At 46.1% G+C, this 16,837-nt stretch carries 18 protein-coding genes and 1 CRISPR repeat array; of the genes, 7 read left to right on the forward strand and 11 right to left on the reverse strand.

Features of this window, described 5'->3' with window-relative positions; all coding sequences use genetic code 11:
• Position 1 precedes the first annotated feature (1 nt).
• The gene (locus G3M65_RS09300) at positions 2–943 is read left to right on the forward strand and encodes a YbgA family protein (RefSeq protein ID WP_173834295.1); all 942 of its coding nucleotides are present in this window, start codon (positions 2–4) and stop codon (positions 941–943) included.
• Here the strand turns inward: G3M65_RS09300 and carB are convergent.
• Positions 940–2,613, reverse strand: a complete 1,674-nt coding sequence (carB, locus tag G3M65_RS09305; RefSeq protein ID WP_173834296.1) for a carbamoyl-phosphate synthase large subunit — start codon at positions 2,611–2,613, stop codon at positions 940–942. The genes G3M65_RS09300 and carB overlap by 4 nt on opposite strands.
• A gap of 29 nt (positions 2,614–2,642) precedes the next feature.
• On the opposite strand from carB, the gene uvrA reads away from it, so the two are divergent.
• From uvrA to G3M65_RS09325, 4 genes are read left to right on the forward strand one after another with little or no spacing between them, the layout of a single operon-like run.
• Positions 2,643–5,441, forward strand: coding sequence for an excinuclease ABC subunit UvrA (gene uvrA / locus G3M65_RS09310; protein ID WP_173834297.1), 2,799 nt, complete (start codon positions 2,643–2,645; stop codon positions 5,439–5,441).
• Positions 5,442–5,448: 7 nt separating this feature from the next.
• Positions 5,449–5,790, forward strand: a complete 342-nt coding sequence (locus G3M65_RS09315) for a hypothetical protein (protein WP_173834298.1) — start codon at positions 5,449–5,451, stop codon at positions 5,788–5,790.
• Positions 5,787–6,242, forward strand: coding sequence for a TIGR00725 family protein (locus G3M65_RS09320; protein ID WP_173834299.1), 456 nt, complete (start codon positions 5,787–5,789; stop codon positions 6,240–6,242). Before G3M65_RS09315 ends, G3M65_RS09320 begins: the two co-directional genes overlap by 4 nt.
• Before the next feature lie 42 nt (positions 6,243–6,284).
• Complete coding sequence (locus tag G3M65_RS09325) at positions 6,285–6,638, forward strand: hypothetical protein (protein ID WP_173834300.1); 354 nt, start codon at positions 6,285–6,287, stop codon at positions 6,636–6,638.
• Here the strand turns inward: G3M65_RS09325 and G3M65_RS09330 are convergent.
• Together G3M65_RS09330 and G3M65_RS09335 are read right to left on the reverse strand one after the other, a co-directional pair.
• The gene (locus tag G3M65_RS09330) at positions 6,618–7,382 is read right to left on the reverse strand and encodes a YhjD/YihY/BrkB family envelope integrity protein (protein ID WP_173834301.1); all 765 of its coding nucleotides are present in this window, start codon (positions 7,380–7,382) and stop codon (positions 6,618–6,620) included. The genes G3M65_RS09325 and G3M65_RS09330 overlap by 21 nt on opposite strands.
• Positions 7,366–8,478, reverse strand: a complete 1,113-nt coding sequence (locus G3M65_RS09335) for a KamA family radical SAM protein (protein WP_173834302.1) — start codon at positions 8,476–8,478, stop codon at positions 7,366–7,368. Before G3M65_RS09335 ends, G3M65_RS09330 begins: the two co-directional genes overlap by 17 nt.
• Positions 8,479–8,972: 494 nt before the next feature.
• Positions 8,973–9,529: direct repeats of the CRISPR family, unit length 29 nt; unit sequence GTTGCTAATCCACCGTGTGGAGTTGAAAC.
• A 32-nt stretch (positions 9,530–9,561) separates the two neighbouring features.
• On the opposite strand from G3M65_RS09335, the gene G3M65_RS09340 reads away from it, so the two are divergent.
• Together G3M65_RS09340 and thyX are read left to right on the forward strand one after the other, a co-directional pair.
• The gene (locus tag G3M65_RS09340) at positions 9,562–10,251 is read left to right on the forward strand and encodes an SIR2 family NAD-dependent protein deacylase (RefSeq protein WP_173834303.1); all 690 of its coding nucleotides are present in this window, start codon (positions 9,562–9,564) and stop codon (positions 10,249–10,251) included.
• The gene (gene thyX / locus G3M65_RS09345) at positions 10,248–11,177 is read left to right on the forward strand and encodes an FAD-dependent thymidylate synthase (protein WP_173834304.1); all 930 of its coding nucleotides are present in this window, start codon (positions 10,248–10,250) and stop codon (positions 11,175–11,177) included. Before G3M65_RS09340 ends, thyX begins: the two co-directional genes overlap by 4 nt.
• On the opposite strand, the gene rpmA is transcribed toward thyX, so the two are convergent.
• The 8 genes from rpmA to G3M65_RS09385 form a co-directional block, all read right to left on the reverse strand.
• A complete protein-coding gene (rpmA, locus tag G3M65_RS09350; protein WP_173834305.1) occupies positions 11,167–11,433 on the reverse strand; it encodes a 50S ribosomal protein L27 in 267 nt (88 codons plus the stop codon). The genes thyX and rpmA overlap by 11 nt on opposite strands.
• 1 nt (position 11,434) lies before the next feature.
• Positions 11,435–11,734 carry a 50S ribosomal protein L21 gene (gene rplU / locus G3M65_RS09355; RefSeq protein ID WP_173834306.1) on the reverse strand — a complete coding sequence of 100 codons (300 nt, stop codon included), beginning with the start codon at positions 11,732–11,734 and terminating at the stop codon, positions 11,435–11,437.
• Positions 11,735–11,758: 24 nt separating this feature from the next.
• Entirely contained in the window at positions 11,759–12,007 is a 249-nt protein-coding gene (locus tag G3M65_RS09360) for a hypothetical protein (RefSeq protein WP_173834307.1), read from the reverse strand.
• A 67-nt stretch (positions 12,008–12,074) separates the two neighbouring features.
• Entirely contained in the window at positions 12,075–12,551 is a 477-nt protein-coding gene (locus G3M65_RS09365; protein ID WP_173834308.1) for a peroxiredoxin, read from the reverse strand.
• A 43-nt stretch (positions 12,552–12,594) separates the two neighbouring features.
• Entirely contained in the window at positions 12,595–14,556 is a 1,962-nt protein-coding gene (gene cfiA / locus G3M65_RS09370; RefSeq protein WP_173834309.1) for a 2-oxoglutarate carboxylase large subunit, read from the reverse strand.
• A 13-nt stretch (positions 14,557–14,569) separates the two neighbouring features.
• Positions 14,570–15,988, reverse strand: coding sequence for an acetyl-CoA carboxylase biotin carboxylase subunit (gene accC / locus G3M65_RS09375; protein ID WP_173834310.1), 1,419 nt, complete (start codon positions 15,986–15,988; stop codon positions 14,570–14,572).
• 30 nt (positions 15,989–16,018) lie between these two features.
• Complete coding sequence (locus G3M65_RS09380; RefSeq protein WP_173834311.1) at positions 16,019–16,306, reverse strand: hypothetical protein; 288 nt, start codon at positions 16,304–16,306, stop codon at positions 16,019–16,021.
• Entirely contained in the window at positions 16,303–16,722 is a 420-nt protein-coding gene (locus G3M65_RS09385; RefSeq protein WP_173834312.1) for an OsmC family protein, read from the reverse strand. Before G3M65_RS09385 ends, G3M65_RS09380 begins: the two co-directional genes overlap by 4 nt.
• Positions 16,723–16,837: the final 115 nt, after the last annotated feature.

The raw sequence follows: 16,837 nt of genomic DNA on the forward strand, positions 1-16,837 counted from the left end.
TGTGAGGCAGTTCCCAAAGCCAAGAGTAGTAGTCAGTGCCTGTCTAAATCTAAAACCTGTTCGCTACAACGGTCAAGAGGTTAGGGATGAGTTTGTCCTTAAACTTCTTCCTTACTGTGAAGTCGTAGAGGTCTGTCCAGAGATAGCCATAGGGCTTGGTGTTCCAAGAGAGAAGATAATAGTCTATAAAAGAGACCATGCCTTTGGTCTTTCTCAACCTGCAACGGGTCTTGAGCTAACGGAAAGGATGGAGAGCTTTTCAGAGAAGTTTTTAAGCGGACTTTCAGAGGTAGATGGCTTTATACTAAAGAGCAAGTCGCCCTCTTGTGGGGTTTCCAATACAAAGGTATACAAAGACCCAGAGGGAAGAGAGTTTTATTCAAAGGGAAAGGGGCTTTTTGCCATGAGGGTCTTAGAAAAATTTGAGGACATACCTGTAGAAGACGAAGGCAGGTTAAGAGATAAACAACTACGCACGCATTTCCTCACAAGGCTTTTTTCTATTGCAGACCTCAGAGAAAGCTTCAAGAGGATAGAAAAGGTAAAAGACCTTATGGACTTTCACCAAAGGTATAAGTATCTTCTTATGGCATACTCTCAGGCAAAGCTAAAGACCCTTGGAAGACTTACCGCACAGGCAAGAGAGGAAAACCTAAGAGAAACTCTTGAAGAATACAAAAAGGTTTTCTTAGAAGCCCTCAAGAGGAAGCCCTCTGTGGGTCAGCATACCAACGCAATACTCCACATCTTCGGACATCTCTCAAGAAACTTCAAGCCATCAGAGAGGGAGCACTTTTTAAAGTTGGTGGGAGACTACAAAAAGGGAGCTGTAGAAAGAAAACTTCTCGTGGAGTTTCTAAAGAGCTACGCCTACAGGTTTGAAAACCAGTATCTCCTCACACAAACCTATCTCCAACCTTATCCAGAGGAGCTTGAGCTTTAGTCTTCATCAAGGATTTCCATACCCTCAAGGGTGTAATAGGGTCTTTCGTAGCTTGAGTAGTAGTATGGTGTGTATGCGATAAACTCTCCAGCACAGGTATCTACGCCCTTAAAGGCTGGGACTATGTTCCACTGATACCTAAGGTTTCTTATCTCGTGCTCCTCCATGTCTTTGAGTTTTGCTATCTCTAAGTCCGAATAACCCATCTCTTTGGCAAGCCTTAGGGTCTGTGGGTCCAAGTCTTTTTCCTTTATAACCTTTTCAAATTCCACTATCTGCTTTATATTTTCCAGAAACCAGGGGTCTATCTTTGAAAGTTCGTAGACTTCTTGCACGCTATAGCCTTTTCTGAAAGCTCCAGAGATATACCAAAGTCTGTTTGGATTAGGTATTCTTAGACCTCTCTTTATCTCCTCATCCTCCAGCATTGAGTAGTCTGGAAGTGCAAGTCCATAAAGGTCTTGCTCAAGGCTCCTTATGGCTTTACCGAGAGCTTCCTTGAAGGTCCTTCCTATTGACATAACCTCCCCAACGGACTTCATCATTGTGCCAAGGGTTCTGTCTGTTCTTGGAAACTTGGCAAAGTCAAAGCGAGGAATTTTCACAACCACATAGTCTATGGAAGGTTCAAAGGAGGCAGGTGTAAAGCGTGTAATATCGTTCTTTAGCTCATCAAGGGTATAGCCTACCGCCAGTTTTGCTGCAACCTTTGCTATAGGGAAGCCCGTTGCCTTAGAAGCAAGCGCAGAGGAGCGAGAAACTCTTGGGTTCATTTCTATCACGTAGAAGTCTCCGTCCTCTGGACTTACCGCAAACTGTATGTTAGAGCCTCCTGTGTCTACGCCTATCTCTCTCATTATCTCAATGCAGGCATCTCTAAGTATTTGATATTCCTTGTCTGTAAGGGTCTGTGCGGGTGCAACGGTGATAGAGTCACCCGTATGCACGCCCATGGGGTCAAAGTTTTCAATGCTACAGACAATTATCACATTGTCCCTTGAGTCCCTTATGACCTCAAACTCAAACTCCTTCCAGCCTATGAGGGACTTATCTATTAGTACCTGATGTATGGGAGAGGTCTTTAGGGCAATCTCCACCTTTTCCTTGAACTCCTCCATGTTGTAGGCAATAGAGCCTCCGGTGCCACCCAAGGTAAAGGCAGGTCTCAGTATGGCTGGAAAGCCCACCTCTCTCACCCTCTCAAGGGCCTCTTGCAGAGTAGATACAACCACGCTGGGGGGCACCTTTAGCCCAATCTTCTCCATAGACCTTCTAAAAAGGTCTCTGTCCTCTCCCTTCTTTATGGCTTGGTAGCTAGCACCTATGAGCCTCACACCGTATTTCTCCAATATGCCTTCCTCGTAAAGCTTTACCGCAAGGTTAAGGGCGGTTTGACCTCCCAGCGTGGGAAGCAGGGCATCGGGTCTTTCTACACTTATTATCTCCTCCAGCACCTCCACAGTAAGTGGTTCTATGTAGGTTCTGTGGGCGAACTGGGGGTCTGTCATTATGGTGGCTGGGTTTGAATTGACTAACACCACCTCATAGCCCTCTTGCAAGAGAGCCTTGCATGCTTGAGTGCCAGAATAGTCAAACTCCGCCGCCTGACCAATTACTATGGGTCCTGAGCCTATGATGAGTATTTTCCTTATGTCTGTGCGTCTGGGCATTAAAGGTTATATTATATTAGATTTACGGTATGGCTTACGACAAGATTATCATAAGAGGCGCCCGTCAGCACAACCTCAAAAACATAAATCTTGACATTCCAAAGGAAAAGCTGGTGGTTATCACCGGACCCTCTGGCTCTGGCAAGTCCTCTCTGGCTTTTGACACCATTTACGCAGAGGGTCAAAGAAGGTATGTGGAGTCTCTTTCCTCTTACGCGAGGCAGTTTCTGGGTATTATGGAAAAGCCAGAAGTGGACATAATAGAGGGGCTATCGCCCGCCATAGCCATAGACCAGAAGACCACTTCAAAGAACCCACGGTCTACTGTAGGGACCGTGACGGAGATTTACGACTACATGAGGGTGCTTTGGGCAAACATAGGAAAGCCTCACTGTCCTGAGTGTGGAAGGCTCTTAGAGGGGCTATCCGCACATGAGATATTAGAAAAGGTCTGGGAAAAATATAAAGGAAGACGCATAGCGGTTCTGTCTCCGCTTGTGAGGGGCAAAAAGGGCGAGTTTAGAGAGCTTTTCAAGGAGCTTGACCGCATGGGCTTTTCAAGGGTTAAGGTGGACGGCGAATACATGAGGATTCTGGAAGTGCCACCTCTTGACAAAAACAAAAAACACCACATAGACCTCGTGGTGGACAGGCTAACCTTGGAAGAGGAAGAGAGGGCAAGGCTATTGACAGCCATGGAAAAATCCCTTGAGCTTTCAAAGGGGCTTTTAAAGGTTGAGGATGTGGAGAGCCAGAGGGAAGAGCTTTTCAGCGAACACCTTACCTGCCCAGACCATGGCTTTTCTATCCCTGAGCTTTCTCCAAGGCTTTTTTCCTTCAATTCTCCCTACGGTGCCTGCCCAGTTTGTAAGGGGCTTGGCGTCAAATGGGAGGTGAATGTGAAGCTCTTGGTGGATGAAAGGGAGCCGGCGGTGGACGCCTTTAGGATAACAGAATCCTCTTTCTTTGACTACCTGCGATATCCCATAATGAACATTCTAAGGAAGCTGGGGTACAACCCAAGGACGCCCTTTGGGGAACTGCCCCAAAGCGTGAAGAGCCTTCTTCTGTATGGTGGGTCTGTGGAGGGGGGTAGTTTTGAGGGTATTGTAAAACACCTTGAGAGACGCTTTCTGGAGGAGGAATCTGAAAGGCTCAGAGAAGAAATATCGGAGTTCATCAAGGAAAAGCCCTGTCCAGATTGTGGTGGTGCAAGGCTAAGGCAGGAAGCCCTTGCGGTGTTAGTGGATGGCAGAAACATATGGGATGTGGTTCGCATGCCCATAGGGCAGGCAAAGGAGTTTTTTGACCAACTTATTCATAAGCTCGGTGGCAGGGACCTGCTTGTGGCGGAGAGGCTCATAAAGGAGATATCCGACAGGTTGGGCTTTTTGATAAATGTGGGCTTGGATTACCTTGACTTGGCACGCAGTGCGGTCACCCTCTCAGGTGGAGAGATGCAACGCATAAGGCTTGCAACACAAATAGGCTCAAAGCTCACGGGTGTGCTGTATGTCTTGGATGAGCCTTCCATAGGACTTCACCCGCGGGACACGGACAAGCTCATAAAGACCCTGAAAGACCTAAGGGACTTGGGCAACACAGTTATAGTGGTAGAACACGACCCAGAGACTATCCTAAGTGCGGACTGGGTAATAGATATGGGTCCGGGGGCTGGTAAGAAGGGCGGTGAGGTGGTCTTTTGTGGCACAGTGGAAGAGCTGTTCTCCGACGAGCGGTCTTTGACAGGTGCCTATCTCTCTGGTAGGCTGTCTATTGAGGTGCCATCAAGGAGGAGAAAGCCAGAGGGTAAGTGGCTCAGGCTCGTGGGTGCAAAAAGGCACAACCTAAAGAACATTACTGTAGAGATTCCTGTGGGGCTCTTTGTATGTATAACGGGAGTCTCTGGCAGTGGAAAGTCCACCCTACTATACGATATCCTCTGGGAATACACAAGGGCGGTCTTTTATGGTGACACCGCAGAGGTGGAGGGCTTTGACCGCATCGAAGGGCTTGAACACTTTGACAAGGTGATAAACATAGACCAATCGCCTATAGGAAGAACTCCGAGGTCCAACCCTGCCACCTACACCAAGGTCTTTGACTATATCCGAGAGCTCTTTGCCCAAACACCAGAGGCAAGGGCGAGAGGCTACAACGCCGGCAGGTTTTCCTTTAACGTAAAGGGAGGCAGATGTGAAGCCTGTCAAGGAGAGGGGGTGATAAAAGTGGAAATGCACTTTTTACCACCTGTTTATGTGCCATGCGATGTATGTAAGGGTAAAAGGTATAACAGGGAGACTTTGGATATTCTCTATAAGGGCAAAAACATCGCTGACGTGCTTGATATGACTGTGGACGAAGCCTACGAGTTCTTTGAAAATGTGCCAACCATCAGAAGAAAGCTCCAGCTTTTGAGGGACATAGGACTTGGATACATAAGGCTGGGACAGCCTGCCACAACCCTTTCTGGAGGCGAAGCCCAAAGGATAAAGCTTGCCAGAGAGCTCTCTAAAAAGGAAAGCGGAAAAACCCTATACCTCTTAGATGAACCTACCACAGGTCTACATATGGACGATGTGAAAAAGCTAATAGATATACTCCAAAGGCTTGTGGAGAGAGGAAACACGGTGGTGGTTATAGAGCATAACCTTGACGTGATAAAGTGTGCGGATTGGGTTATAGACCTTGGTCCAGAGGGAGGAGAAAGGGGAGGCTATGTGGTGGCGGTGGGAACTCCAGAGGACATAGCACAAAACCCAAACTCTTACACAGGACAGTATCTGAAAAAGCTTTTAGAGCCTCAAGGTGTAAAGGCATATAATTAAAAACACTATGCTGAGCTACGAAGTTTACAAAATTCTTGAAGAAGAGTTAGGCAGGGAGAAGGCGGACAAGGTGGCAAGGATTTTAGAAGTAATCCTGAAAGCCATAGAAGAGAAGGTCAAGGAGCAAAAGCCTATTCTCAAAGCGGAGATAAAGGAGGAGCTTACAAAGGGGTTGGTAACCAAAGAAGAGTTTCATGGAGAGCTTAAGGCACTGAGGCTTGAGTTAGAGAGAAGGATAGACAGGCTTGAGGTTTACCTTAAGGTTCTCATAGTGCTTGTGATACTTGGTTTGACGCTCCTAAACCCTGCCTTTTTGGATTTAATAAAGTCCATATTTGGCTCAAAATGAAGAAGCAAGTGGCGGTTATTGGCTCTTCTTCTGCAAAACCAGAGGAGGAAGAATACATTTTTGCATACAGGCTTGGCAAAGAAATTGCAAAAAGAGGCTTTGTGGTGGTTTGTGGAGGGCGTGGGGGTGTTATGGAGGCGGTGTGTAAAGGTGCTAAGGAAGAGGGAGGTCTCACCGTAGGCATTCTGCCCTCTTACGAAGGGGAAGAGGCAAACCCTTACGTGGATATAAGGATAAGAACTGGCATGAGTTGGAACAGAAACCCTCTGGTGGTGGCAAGCGGTGATGTGGTGGTTGCAATAGGTGGCAATTGGGGGACGCTTTCTGAGATTGCCTACGCTCTTATTCTCAAAAAACCCATAATAGGCTACAAAACCCACAAGATTGAGGGGCTAACACAGGCAAATAGCCTTGAGGAAATTCTCCTATTTCTTGACAAAAATCTCAGTTGAAATCTTCTCTCAACAGACCATATTTATACAGGAGGGTCAAAGATGGAGAAGGAAGTTTTCTTCTTGGAAGACCTGCTTTTTAAAAGCACCGCTCAGGAAATAGAGGAAAGATACCAAGAGGTATTACAACTCTATGCTCACGACCCAGAGATACTCAATATAGCCAAGAGTATAAAGGGCATGTGTGATTACATAATGAAAACTTACAAGGAGATACCAAACCCAGAAAAGAAGTTGGACGAAAGCCTATACACGACCCTCTACCAAGTGCTAAAGGACCTTAGCATAACCCTTTATGACCTCTCTATAGCAGAGGGCGAACAGATATACTACGTTTTGTCCTCCGCTTACCAGAAGCTCAACGGTGCTAACAACCTACTGGAGAGGCTCGTCTAATCTCCTTAGGAAACAAGCACCAAGAAGAAGGCAGAAGAAGGAATAATACAGCCAAACAAGAAACAAAAGGGGTGAGCCAATTACACTATACAGCGGGCTTGCACTTATCAGCTTTATGACCACTATAGAAAAGACCTTGTTGAGTATGAAAAGCAATAAGGAAGCAAAGGCGGAAGCCAAAAAGGTATACCCTCTTGGGCGAAAGTATAGAGAATACAGCATGCTAACCAGAAGAAGGAGAAGCAAAAAGTTGGCAAGTTCTGTTAACCTTTGGTATATACCCTCAAGAAAGGACTTGGCTATGGCTAAAAGGGCTAAGCCAAAGGACAAGGCGGTAGCATAAAGTATGAGGACAAGGGGCATAAAGACCCAAAAGGCTAACTCACTTTCCAAAGGCTTTTTCTTGTAGACCATAGAGAAGGAAAAGTTTAGGCTTTTGGCAAAGGACAGTGCAAAGTAATAGGCAAGGGCAACAGACAGGAGAGAGCCAGAAGCTCTTTTTTCATACACGGGGAGAAGTTTCTCAAAAATTAGCTCCGCATAGGAAGGAAGATAGTCCTTTACATATTCATAAACCCTTGAAGGCTCAAGAAAAGGCAAATACATGGATACAAAACCAAGAAGCATTATCACAGAACCTACGACGGTGAGAAACTGATAGGTGAGGGACGCACTATGATATCCAAGGTTTTCTCTAAAGGCGTCTACGAAAGAAAGCACAAGGGCTCTAATATAGTTCCGCATCTCTTATGGTATATTCCACAATGCCATCTAAGGGGCTTTTGAAGGTGTATGTGTCTCCAGAAACGCTCAATATGTAATTAGGGCTTATGGGAACTTTACCCTTTCCTCCCGGCAAGTCCACTGCGTAGGTGGGTATACCCATTCCAGAAATCCTACCTCTAAGATACTCCATTATCTCAAGACCCTTCTCAAGGCTTGTCCTAAAGTGCAAAGCACCTTTGACTGGGTCGCAGTGGAAAAGATAAACGGGTCTTACCTTTATCCTAAGGAGACCTCTCATAAGCTCTAACATTACCTGTGGGTCATCGTTTATACCCTTTAGCAGGACAGTTTGGTTGTTGACTGGCACTCTATGCCTAAGAAGCCTTTCCACAGCCTCTGCGGACTCTTGGGTTATCTCTTTGGGATGATTAAAGTGGGTATTTATCCATATGGGCGAGTATTTTTCAAGGATGTGCAAAAGCTCCTCATCAAAGAACCTTTGAGGTGCAAGAACGGGAAGCCTCGTGCCAATCCTAATAATTTCCACGTGTGGAATTTTCCGTAGATTAGAAAGCACATACTCTAACTTCTCATTACTTACAGAAAGTGGCTCTCCACCAGATATTAGCACATCCCTTATTTCTTCGTGCCTTCTTACATACTCTAAAAACCTATCTATCTCTTCCCTTGTCCTTGCCCGCTCTCCCTCTTGGAAAATCCTTTTCCTCATACAGTGCCTGCAGTAAACCGCACAAAAGGTAGTCAAGGTAAAAAGCACCCTATCGGGATACCTATGAGTAAGACCCGGAATGTGTCCTTCCTCTCTAAAGGGGTCTGGCTCTCCCATAGACTGAACTCTTTCGTCCACTTCCACCGCTCTTGGAATAGCCTGAAGCCTGATGGGGTCTTGTGGGTCTTCGGGGTCCATAAGAGAAAGGTAATAGGGCGTTATAGCCATAGGATACAAGCCTGTGGTCTGGTCTATGCCTCTTTCTTCCTCTGGCGTAAGCCTTATATACCTTTTTAGCTCCTCTTTAGTTTTTATCCTGTTTTGTATCTGCCAATGATAGCTCCGCCAAAGCTCCTGTGGAACATCTGTGAAAAACTTTCTCATAACTTGTATATATGTTATACTAATCTCTAGCTGCAGTTCTGGGTTAAAAGCCCAGTGGCATCTTGGCAATTGAATAGGGTTTTGCTCTTTGAAAGCAAGGGGGTAGTATTGACTAAAGAGGTTTGAAAAGCCCTTCCTCGTTAACTTCCATTATGACGGTCTTTCCCTTTATGCTCCTTATTTGTAGGCTTTTCCAAAGGTAGTAGGGTAAGCGATGGTGGTTTTCCTAAATTTTTGCCTTTTCTGAGGCTTGTCTTTCATAGGTTATATTTTAATGCCTTTATGCTTTTATGCTTTGGCATAAAGATGCGGTGATGCTTTGATGTTTTGATGACATATGCCTCAAAGCCCTGTCTCTCAAGGGTTTAAATTTGACAATACCACACTCAACCTTGCAGGACCTGACACTTTTGGCAAACCACCTTCACTTGAGAGGGGTGCCCCCTTGACAAAAGGTTTGATATGTCTTATTATTCTTTATGTGGTGAGTTGAGGTTGCTAATCCACCGTGTGGAGTTGAAACCATGTCTTGGGTTTTCTGCGTAGGTAGGCGGGTATGGTTGTTGCTAATCCACCGTGTGGAGTTGAAACGGAGATTTTGGCTGAACTTAAGAAGTCTGCTGAGGTTGCTAATCCACCGTGTGGAGTTGAAACTAAGTTCATTATACTTTTCCTCGCCTATCGCATCAAGTTGCTAATCCACCGTGTGGAGTTGAAACCATGGCATTCACGAAACGTGGGTCAGCTTTATCTAAAGTTGCTAATCCACCGTGTGGAGTTGAAACGGTAGGTATCCAATGCCTATAATGAGGAAAAGCCAATAGTTGCTAATCCACCGTGTGGAGTTGAAACTTGATTGAGGATGAGGGTTGCTATGTTTTTCCCTTCTGTTGCTAATCCACCGTGTGGAGTTGAAACGTTTTATTTCACCGTCTTTGACTGCAAGCTTCCATACGTTGCTAATCCACCGTGTGGAGTTGAAACTTCTGGAACGCAGAGCTTATTAAGTAAACTCGCAACAAGTTGCTAATCCACCGTGTGGAGTTGAAACTACACATCCAAAAAGCTATAAACTAATTACCCATGAAGTTGGCAGTCCTCACTGGTGCTGGCATATCCGCAGAGAGTGGTGTTCCCACCTTTAGGGGGCAAGGTGGTCTTTGGAAAAGCTACAGACCAGAAGAGCTTGCCACTCCCCAGGCTTTTAGAAGAAACCCAGCCTTAGTGTGGGAGTGGTATCTTTGGAGAAGGGGCGTAATAGCAAAAGCGGAGCCTAACGCTGGGCATATTGCACTTGTGGAGCTTGAGAGAAAATACTGCGAAGACTTCCTGCTTATTACCCAAAACGTGGATGGACTTCACCAAAGGGCTGGTTCAAAAAGACTTGTGGAGCTTCATGGGAATATATGGAGGGTCAAATGCCTCTCCTGTGGTGCGGTTTACTATGACTATTCTGTAAGCTACGCACAGCTTCCACCTGCCTGCAAGGAATGTGGTGGGCTTATTAGACCAGATGTGGTCTGGTTTGGTGAGGCTTTGCCTGAGGATGCCTTAGAGCTTGCCATAAGGTGGGCAAGGAGTTGCGATGTGTTTGTGGTTATTGGAACTTCCGCAGTGGTGTATCCTGCGGGTGAGCTTCCATACCTTGCAAAGGAACATGGTGCAAAGGTTATAGAGATAAACCCAGAAAGCACACCTGTCTCTCCCATTGCAGATGTTATAATAAAAGAACCAGCAAGCAGTGGTGTGAAAAAACTACTGGAGGTCTTATGAAAGTCCACATAATGGGCTCTGACCAAAGAATAGTCCGCTGTGCTCGTGTATCTTTTGCAAAGGACAAAGAGGTTGACAAGGAAAGGGACACAAGGCTTATAAAATATCTCTTCCAGCACAAACATGCCTCACCCTTTGAGCATGTAATAATAGCCTTTGAAGCTGATAAAGAGCTTTGGCTTGAAATCCTTAAAAACCTGCCAAGCCCTGCGGTGCAAGTTTACTATTCTAAAGGATACATATGGCTCAACCTAAGGAACTACATAAACGCCATGGAGCTCTTCACATCAGAAGTAAAAGAGTCCCTAAAGGAAAAACTACCTGCTACCACTGCAATAATATTCGGTCAAGAACCACAAGACTACTCTACAGACCACGCCTACGTGAAGGATAAGATAGAAACTTCCTCCGGCTGGCTTGGCCTGGTCGATAGTCTTGAGCTTGGAACAGATATGGACTACTATACCTTTGTAGTGGAATGCCCGCTCTTTGTTGCCCGTCAGTGGCACAGGCATAGGTTTGGCTCATATAACGAAGTTAGCAGAAGGTATGTGAGCTACGAGCCGGACTTTTACATTCCTCGCTATCTTAGAAAGCAGGCAAAGAGAAACAAGCAGGCATCAATTGAAGAGCCAATAGAAGAGCCATGGAACTCTATTTTTCTGAAAAAGATAAACTGGTATGTGCAAGACCTACAAGACCTATACAAGGCTATGACGGAAAAGGAGGTTGCCAAAGAACTGGCAAGGGGTATTCTACCCCAGTTTATGAAGACAAGGTTTTATTGGACAGTGCCAAGAGTAGCCCTGGATAACTTCATCACCTTAAGAACCCACGAGGGAGCTCAAAAAGAAATAAGAGAATTCGCACAGGTCATAAAAGACTTAGTTGACTACAAAGAAACAGACAAAAGGCTCAGGCTTTAGCGGTCTCAAGGGGCAAGACGCTTACTACCTTTTTATTTCTCCTGTTTTCAAACTTCACCACACCATCTATCAAAGCAAAGAGGGTAAAGTCCGAACCCATTCCCACATTTACGCCGGGATAAACCTTTGTCCCTCTCTGTCTTATTATTATGTTTCCTGCCTTGACTATCTGACCATCATGCCTTTTTACGCCCAGCCTTTTGGAATGACTATCTCTACCATTTCTCGTTGAGCCACCGCTTGCTTTGGATGCCATGTTAAACCTCCTGTATGTCCTTTATAAGTATCTCCGTATAGGGCTGTCTGTGCCCTCTCCAACGCTTATAGTTTTTCTTTGCCCTAAACTTAAACACTATAACCTTTTTATGCTTTCCGTGAGACAAAACTTCAGCAAGGACTTTACCCTTGCCAAACTCTATAGAACCATCCTCTCTTCTCAAAAGCAAAGGGGAAAACTCAAGAACTGCACCAACATCGCTGGGCAGTTTTTCTATCCTTAGCTTAGTCCCTTTCTCAACCTTATACTGTTTCCCACCAGTCTCTATAATCGCATACATAGACCTTTCTCCTCAGCAAAAAGTTTAAAGGAGGGGGCAAAGCCCCCGCGCAATCTTATTTCTTCTGCTCTCCAGCAGGTTGCTGTTGTTGTTGCTGTTGCTCTCCAGCAGGCTGTTGTTGCTGTTGTTCTCCAGCAGGCTGTTGCCGCTGTTGCTCAGCAGGTTGTGCTGGCTGAGCGGGTTGTGCAGGTTGTTCCTGCGCGGGTTGTGCAGGTTGTTCTGCGGGTTTTTGCTGGCAGGATGCTGCCAGGAGTGCAAGGCTTGCAACTCCAAGTGCTATGAACTTCCTCATTTTAGCTACCTCCTTCATGGATTATACAAACTACCATTATACAACCTGTCAAGTGGTTATGTCAAGTTCTCTAAGCAGGCTTTCCACATGACCTTTTGCCTTGACATTATAAAAGGCTTTTAGTATCTTCCCCTCTGGAGATATCACGAAGGTGCTCCTAATTACTCCCTCTGTCTCTTTCCCATACATCTTTTTCTTGCCATAGGCTCCGTAAGCCCTGAGGACCTCCTTCTGAGGATCGCTTAGCAGGATAAAGTTAAGCCCATACTTTTCTTTAAACTTCTTATGGGATTGTAGGCTGTCTGGGCTTACGCCAACGACCCTAAAGCCCTTTGACCTCAGGCTATTTAGGTTGTCCCTAAAGTCGCAAGCTTCTTGGGTGCAACCTGGCGTGTCATCCTTAGGATAGAAGTAAAGTATAAGGGGTAAGGAGAGTAGGTCCTTTAGACAAAACTTACCTTCTTTTCCCTCCTCGTCGATGCCCTCAAGACAAAAGTCTACCGCAGGGTCTCCTTCTTTTAGCATAGTAATTATTATAAGACAGGTGGGGGCATACGCCCCCTTTTTTTCAGCCGTAGGTGTCGCCTTCTGGCTTGACGGGTTCTATCCTCAAGAGAGCGTCATCTGGGGTCACGTTGTCGCCAGGCTTTACGAAGACCTTTTTGACCACGCCGGTAATTGGGGCGTGTATCTCGTTTTCCATCTTCATGGCTTCTACAATGGCAACCGTTTGACCCTCGCTCACAGGCTGACCCTCCTGGACAAGCACTCGCACCACCCTTCCCGGCATGGGTGCGGTAGCATCTCCGGGCTGTGTGGCCTTTGGTATACCCTTTTCCTCCGCCTGAGCTACTGCCTGAGGAACACCGCCAGAGGGTATGGCTTCAAGCTGTGGTGTGAGCTGAACTTCTTCCAGCCTTCCGTCCACCCTTACATAGTATTTTCTTGGCTTACCAGGCTCTGCGTGGGCACTTACTCCCTCTACTTTTACTTTGAACTTCTCTCCGTGGTATATGACCTCAAACTCCACAGGTGCTGCGCCAGGCACGGTGCCCGGTTTTACCTCGGTAGCTTCCGCCAGCTCCTCCAAGGGTTCTGCACGGAGCTCTCCCTTCTCTCTTGCCACAAAGAAATCCTTTGCCTGCATTGGGAAGAGAGCATACAGTAGCACCTCCTCGTCAGTGGGTTCCTTTCCAAGGAGAGACCTTGTCTCTTCATAGGCCTTGTCCCAGTCGTTGGGGTCCGCAAGGTCTGCAGCACGCACAGAAAAGTCTGGTTCTTTTCCAGGTCCCAGTATCTTTTCCGCCAGCTCCTTTGAGATAGGACCTGGGGGCTTTCCGTATTTGCCCTCCACATAGTCCCTGACCTCTTTGGTTATCACCTTGTATCTCTCGCCAGATATCACATTAAGCACCGCCTGCACACCCACTATCTGAGAAGAGGGTGTTAGAAGTGGTGGATAGCCCAGGTCCCTTTCCACGTTGGGCACTTCCTCAAGGGCTTCTTCTATCTTATCTATGGCGTTTGCTTCTATTAGCTGGGCAACCATGTTAGATATCATCCCGCCCGGTATCTTGTGAATAAGCACCTTGGCGTTCACCCCCGCATACTCGGTCTCGTATTTCTTGTATTTCTTGCGTATCTGCTTGGTAATCTCCGCACACTCTTCTATCTTCTTAAGGTCAAGACCTGTGTCAAAGGGTGTGCCTTCAAGCATAGCCACCACGGACTCTGTAGCAGGGTGAGAAGAACCAAAAGCCAAAGGTGAAAGCACCGTATCCACCATGTCCACACCAGCAAGTATGGCCATCATGTGGTTTACTATGGCTGTTCCGCTCATGTCGTGGTTGTGTAAAAGCACAGGCAGTTTACCGCCTGTGGCTTCCTTTATCCTCTTTATTATGGTGTAGGTTTCAAGGGGCATAATAATACCAGTGGCGTCCTTGAAGGACAGCCAGTCCGCTCCCATCTCCGCTATCTCAAGGGCATACTCTACCCACTTGTCTATGGTATGCACGGGGCTTCTTGTATAGCTTATCTCCGCATGGGCTTCTCCACCAAGCTCCTTTATAGCCTTTACCGCAGTTTGGATGTTCCTGTTGTCATTAAGAGCATCAAAGACCCTAAAAACAGTTATACCGTTAGCTATAGACCTTTCTACAAACTTGTAAACCAGCTTGTCAGACTTGGGTCTGTATCCTACAATGTTCTGACCCCTAAAGAGCATCTGAAGTTTGGTGTTGGGCATAACCTCCTTTATACGCCTTAGCCTCTCCCAGGGGTCTTCTTTGAGATACCTAAGACACACGTCGTAGGTGGCACCACCCCAGACCTCAACCGCATAAAAACCTACCTTGTCTAACTTCTCACACAGAGGTAGAAGGTCATCGGTTCTTACACGGGTGGCAAGTTTGCACTGCTGACCATCCCTGGGCGTGAGGTCTGTGATAAGTATCTTTTTCTTAAAGCCAGACCTCTCCATTTCCTTGAGCTGTGCTTGAATTTCCTCCATTATCTCCACAACTTGCATGCCTTACCTCCTTTTATAGTCCATGATATGCGGCTATCGCCGCAGATATAAAGGCTACAAAGTCCTCCTTGTTTCTTACCTCCTCATACTCAAAGAGATGAGGATGGGTTTCCAAATACTTGGTGTTAAACTTACCAGCCCTAAAGTCTGGGTCCTTCATTATCTCTATAAGCAAGGGTATGGTGGTCTTTATGCCAGTAATCTCGTAGGTTTCCAAAGCTGCCTTCATACGGTCTACCGCAACCTCCCACTGAGGAGCCCAGACTATGAGCTTGGCTATCATAGAGTCATAGTAAGGGCTTATCTCATAGCCCCTTGACGCTGCGTGTTCTACTCTTATACCAAAGCCACCGGGTGCATAATACCTTTCTATAGTTCCTATGCTTGGTGCAAAGTTCTTTTTGGGGTCTTCTGCGTTTATCCTCACCTCTATGGAGTAGCCGTTAAACTTTATGTCTTCCTGTTTATATCTTAGAGGCTCGCCAGCAGCGATTCTAAGCTGCCACTTTACTATGTCCACACCCGTTATCATCTCCGTGACTGGATGCTCCACTTGAATACGCGTGTTCATCTCAATGAAATATATGTTTCCCTTCTCGTCCGCTACAAACTCCATGGTGCCTGCGCTGTAGTATCCTATCTCCTTCGCTGCTTGAGCTACCAGTTCTCCGTAGTATGCCCTTTTGCCTGGTGTGAGAAGTAATGAGGGGGCTATTTCCACCAGCTTTTGGTTTCTCCTCTGAATGGAGCAGTCTCTTTCGCCAAGGTGTATCACATTACCATATTTGTCCCCAAGCACCTGAAACTCTATGTGGTGTGGGTTTTCTATGTATTTTTCAAGGAGCAGGTCACCTCTACCAAAGGCTTTCAGAGCTTCGTTATAGGCGCTTTCGTAGTTTTTCAGCAGTTCCTCCTCGTTCCTACATATCCTTATGCCTCTTCCACCACCACCTGCGGAAGCCTTCAAAAGCACAGGGTAGCCTATTTCTCTCGCTATTTGTTTGGCTTCTTGCTCATCCTTTAGAATACCATCACTTCCAGGTACAGTGGGAAGTCCTGCCTTTTTGGCTATTTCCTTAGACCTCGCTTTGTCTCCCATAAGCTCTATAACCTTCCAATGAGGACCTATAAAGTTTATTCCCTTTTCCTCACAGAGCCTTGCAAAGTGTTCGTTTTCCGCCAAAAAGCCATAGCCCGGATGGATGGCATCCGCACCCACTTCCAAAGCAAGGTCTACTATGCGTTCCGCATTAAGGTATGTGTCTAAGGGGTTTACCCCTATCATGTAGGCTTCATCTGCCATCTTCACATGCCTTGCGGTGGACTCTATCTCGTTGTATATGGCAACGGTCCTTATGCCAAGCTCCTTGCATGCCCTTATAACCCTGCAGGCTATCTCGCCCCTATTGGCAACGAGCACCTTGTTAAACATGCTTATCCTCCATAGGTCTTTTTATAGGTTTCATAAAAGACCCTCCTTTGCCTTTCTTATAGCGGGAGCAAGTGCAGTCCTTCTATCCCATAAAACAAAACCTATAAGCGTCATCATACCTGCAAACAAAACTCCAAAACCCCAAAGCATTATGCTTATCACATCATCTATCCTTTTGTTTGTATCCTCTATCCTCTGAATAATAGCTTTCTGACCCTCTTCCAGCCTTATGATTCGTTCTCTATCTTCCAGAGTAAAAGGCACTTCCCTCGCAAGGACAAAACCCACCATGAAAACAAAAACTAAGAGTAGCCTCACCTTATCACCTCTACCCTATACTCAATAGGTGCTACCTTGTTTATCATGTAGGCTATGGAGCAGGTGCCAGGGTCGTATATGGTTTTGTCAAGGGCTTTTTTCACATCCTCTTCAGAGACTTCGCCTTTTACCTTCACAAAGAGATATATTTTTGTGAATACCTTTGGATAACCCTCTGTTATTCTCTCTGCATCCGTTTCTATCTCTATGTGTTCTGTATGCTTACCCTCTTTGTGTAAGGCTTCGTAGAGGTGTATACCCACACAACCCGCTATGGAATGAAAGAGAAGCTCTGGAGGTCTTATACCCCTGCCCTTACCACCCACATAGCCTGCTGCGTCTATAGGCACTTCTCTGCCAGACTCGCCTGTGCCTACAAAGTGAAAGTCTTCCTTTTGAACCACCTTCACCTTCATGCTTGCCTCCTAAAAATAGTGGGTAAATATTATAAGCAAAATAGCCAAAAAGTGATGGTTTTTATCATAGAAAATTAAAAGGGGGGAGGGAGGCAAGGCATGGGGAGTTTAGATA

The organism is Hydrogenobacter sp. T-8 (assembly GCF_011006175.1).
Classification (GTDB): domain Bacteria; phylum Aquificota; class Aquificia; order Aquificales; family Aquificaceae; genus Pampinifervens; species Pampinifervens florentissimum.

Coding starts and splice junctions, on each gene's coding strand:
- carB (WP_173834296.1), bottom strand. CDS start 2,613: ATGCCCAGACGCACAGACATAAGGAAAATACTCATCATAGGCTCAGGA.
- uvrA (WP_173834297.1), top strand. CDS start 2,643: ATGGCTTACGACAAGATTATCATAAGAGGCGCCCGTCAGCACAACCTC.
- G3M65_RS09315 (WP_173834298.1), top strand. CDS start 5,449: ATGCTGAGCTACGAAGTTTACAAAATTCTTGAAGAAGAGTTAGGCAGG.
- G3M65_RS09320 (WP_173834299.1), top strand. CDS start 5,787: ATGAAGAAGCAAGTGGCGGTTATTGGCTCTTCTTCTGCAAAACCAGAG.
- G3M65_RS09325 (WP_173834300.1), top strand. CDS start 6,285: ATGGAGAAGGAAGTTTTCTTCTTGGAAGACCTGCTTTTTAAAAGCACC.
- G3M65_RS09330 (WP_173834301.1), bottom strand. CDS start 7,382: ATGCGGAACTATATTAGAGCCCTTGTGCTTTCTTTCGTAGACGCCTTT.
- G3M65_RS09335 (WP_173834302.1), bottom strand. CDS start 8,478: ATGAGAAAGTTTTTCACAGATGTTCCACAGGAGCTTTGGCGGAGCTAT.
- G3M65_RS09340 (WP_173834303.1), top strand. CDS start 9,562: ATGAAGTTGGCAGTCCTCACTGGTGCTGGCATATCCGCAGAGAGTGGT.
- thyX (WP_173834304.1), top strand. CDS start 10,248: ATGAAAGTCCACATAATGGGCTCTGACCAAAGAATAGTCCGCTGTGCT.
- rpmA (WP_173834305.1), bottom strand. CDS start 11,433: ATGGCATCCAAAGCAAGCGGTGGCTCAACGAGAAATGGTAGAGATAGT.
- rplU (WP_173834306.1), bottom strand. CDS start 11,734: ATGTATGCGATTATAGAGACTGGTGGGAAACAGTATAAGGTTGAGAAA.
- G3M65_RS09365 (WP_173834308.1), bottom strand. CDS start 12,551: ATGCTAAAAGAAGGAGACCCTGCGGTAGACTTTTGTCTTGAGGGCATC.
- cfiA (WP_173834309.1), bottom strand. CDS start 14,556: ATGCAAGTTGTGGAGATAATGGAGGAAATTCAAGCACAGCTCAAGGAA.
- accC (WP_173834310.1), bottom strand. CDS start 15,988: ATGTTTAACAAGGTGCTCGTTGCCAATAGGGGCGAGATAGCCTGCAGG.
- G3M65_RS09385 (WP_173834312.1), bottom strand. CDS start 16,722: ATGAAGGTGAAGGTGGTTCAAAAGGAAGACTTTCACTTTGTAGGCACA.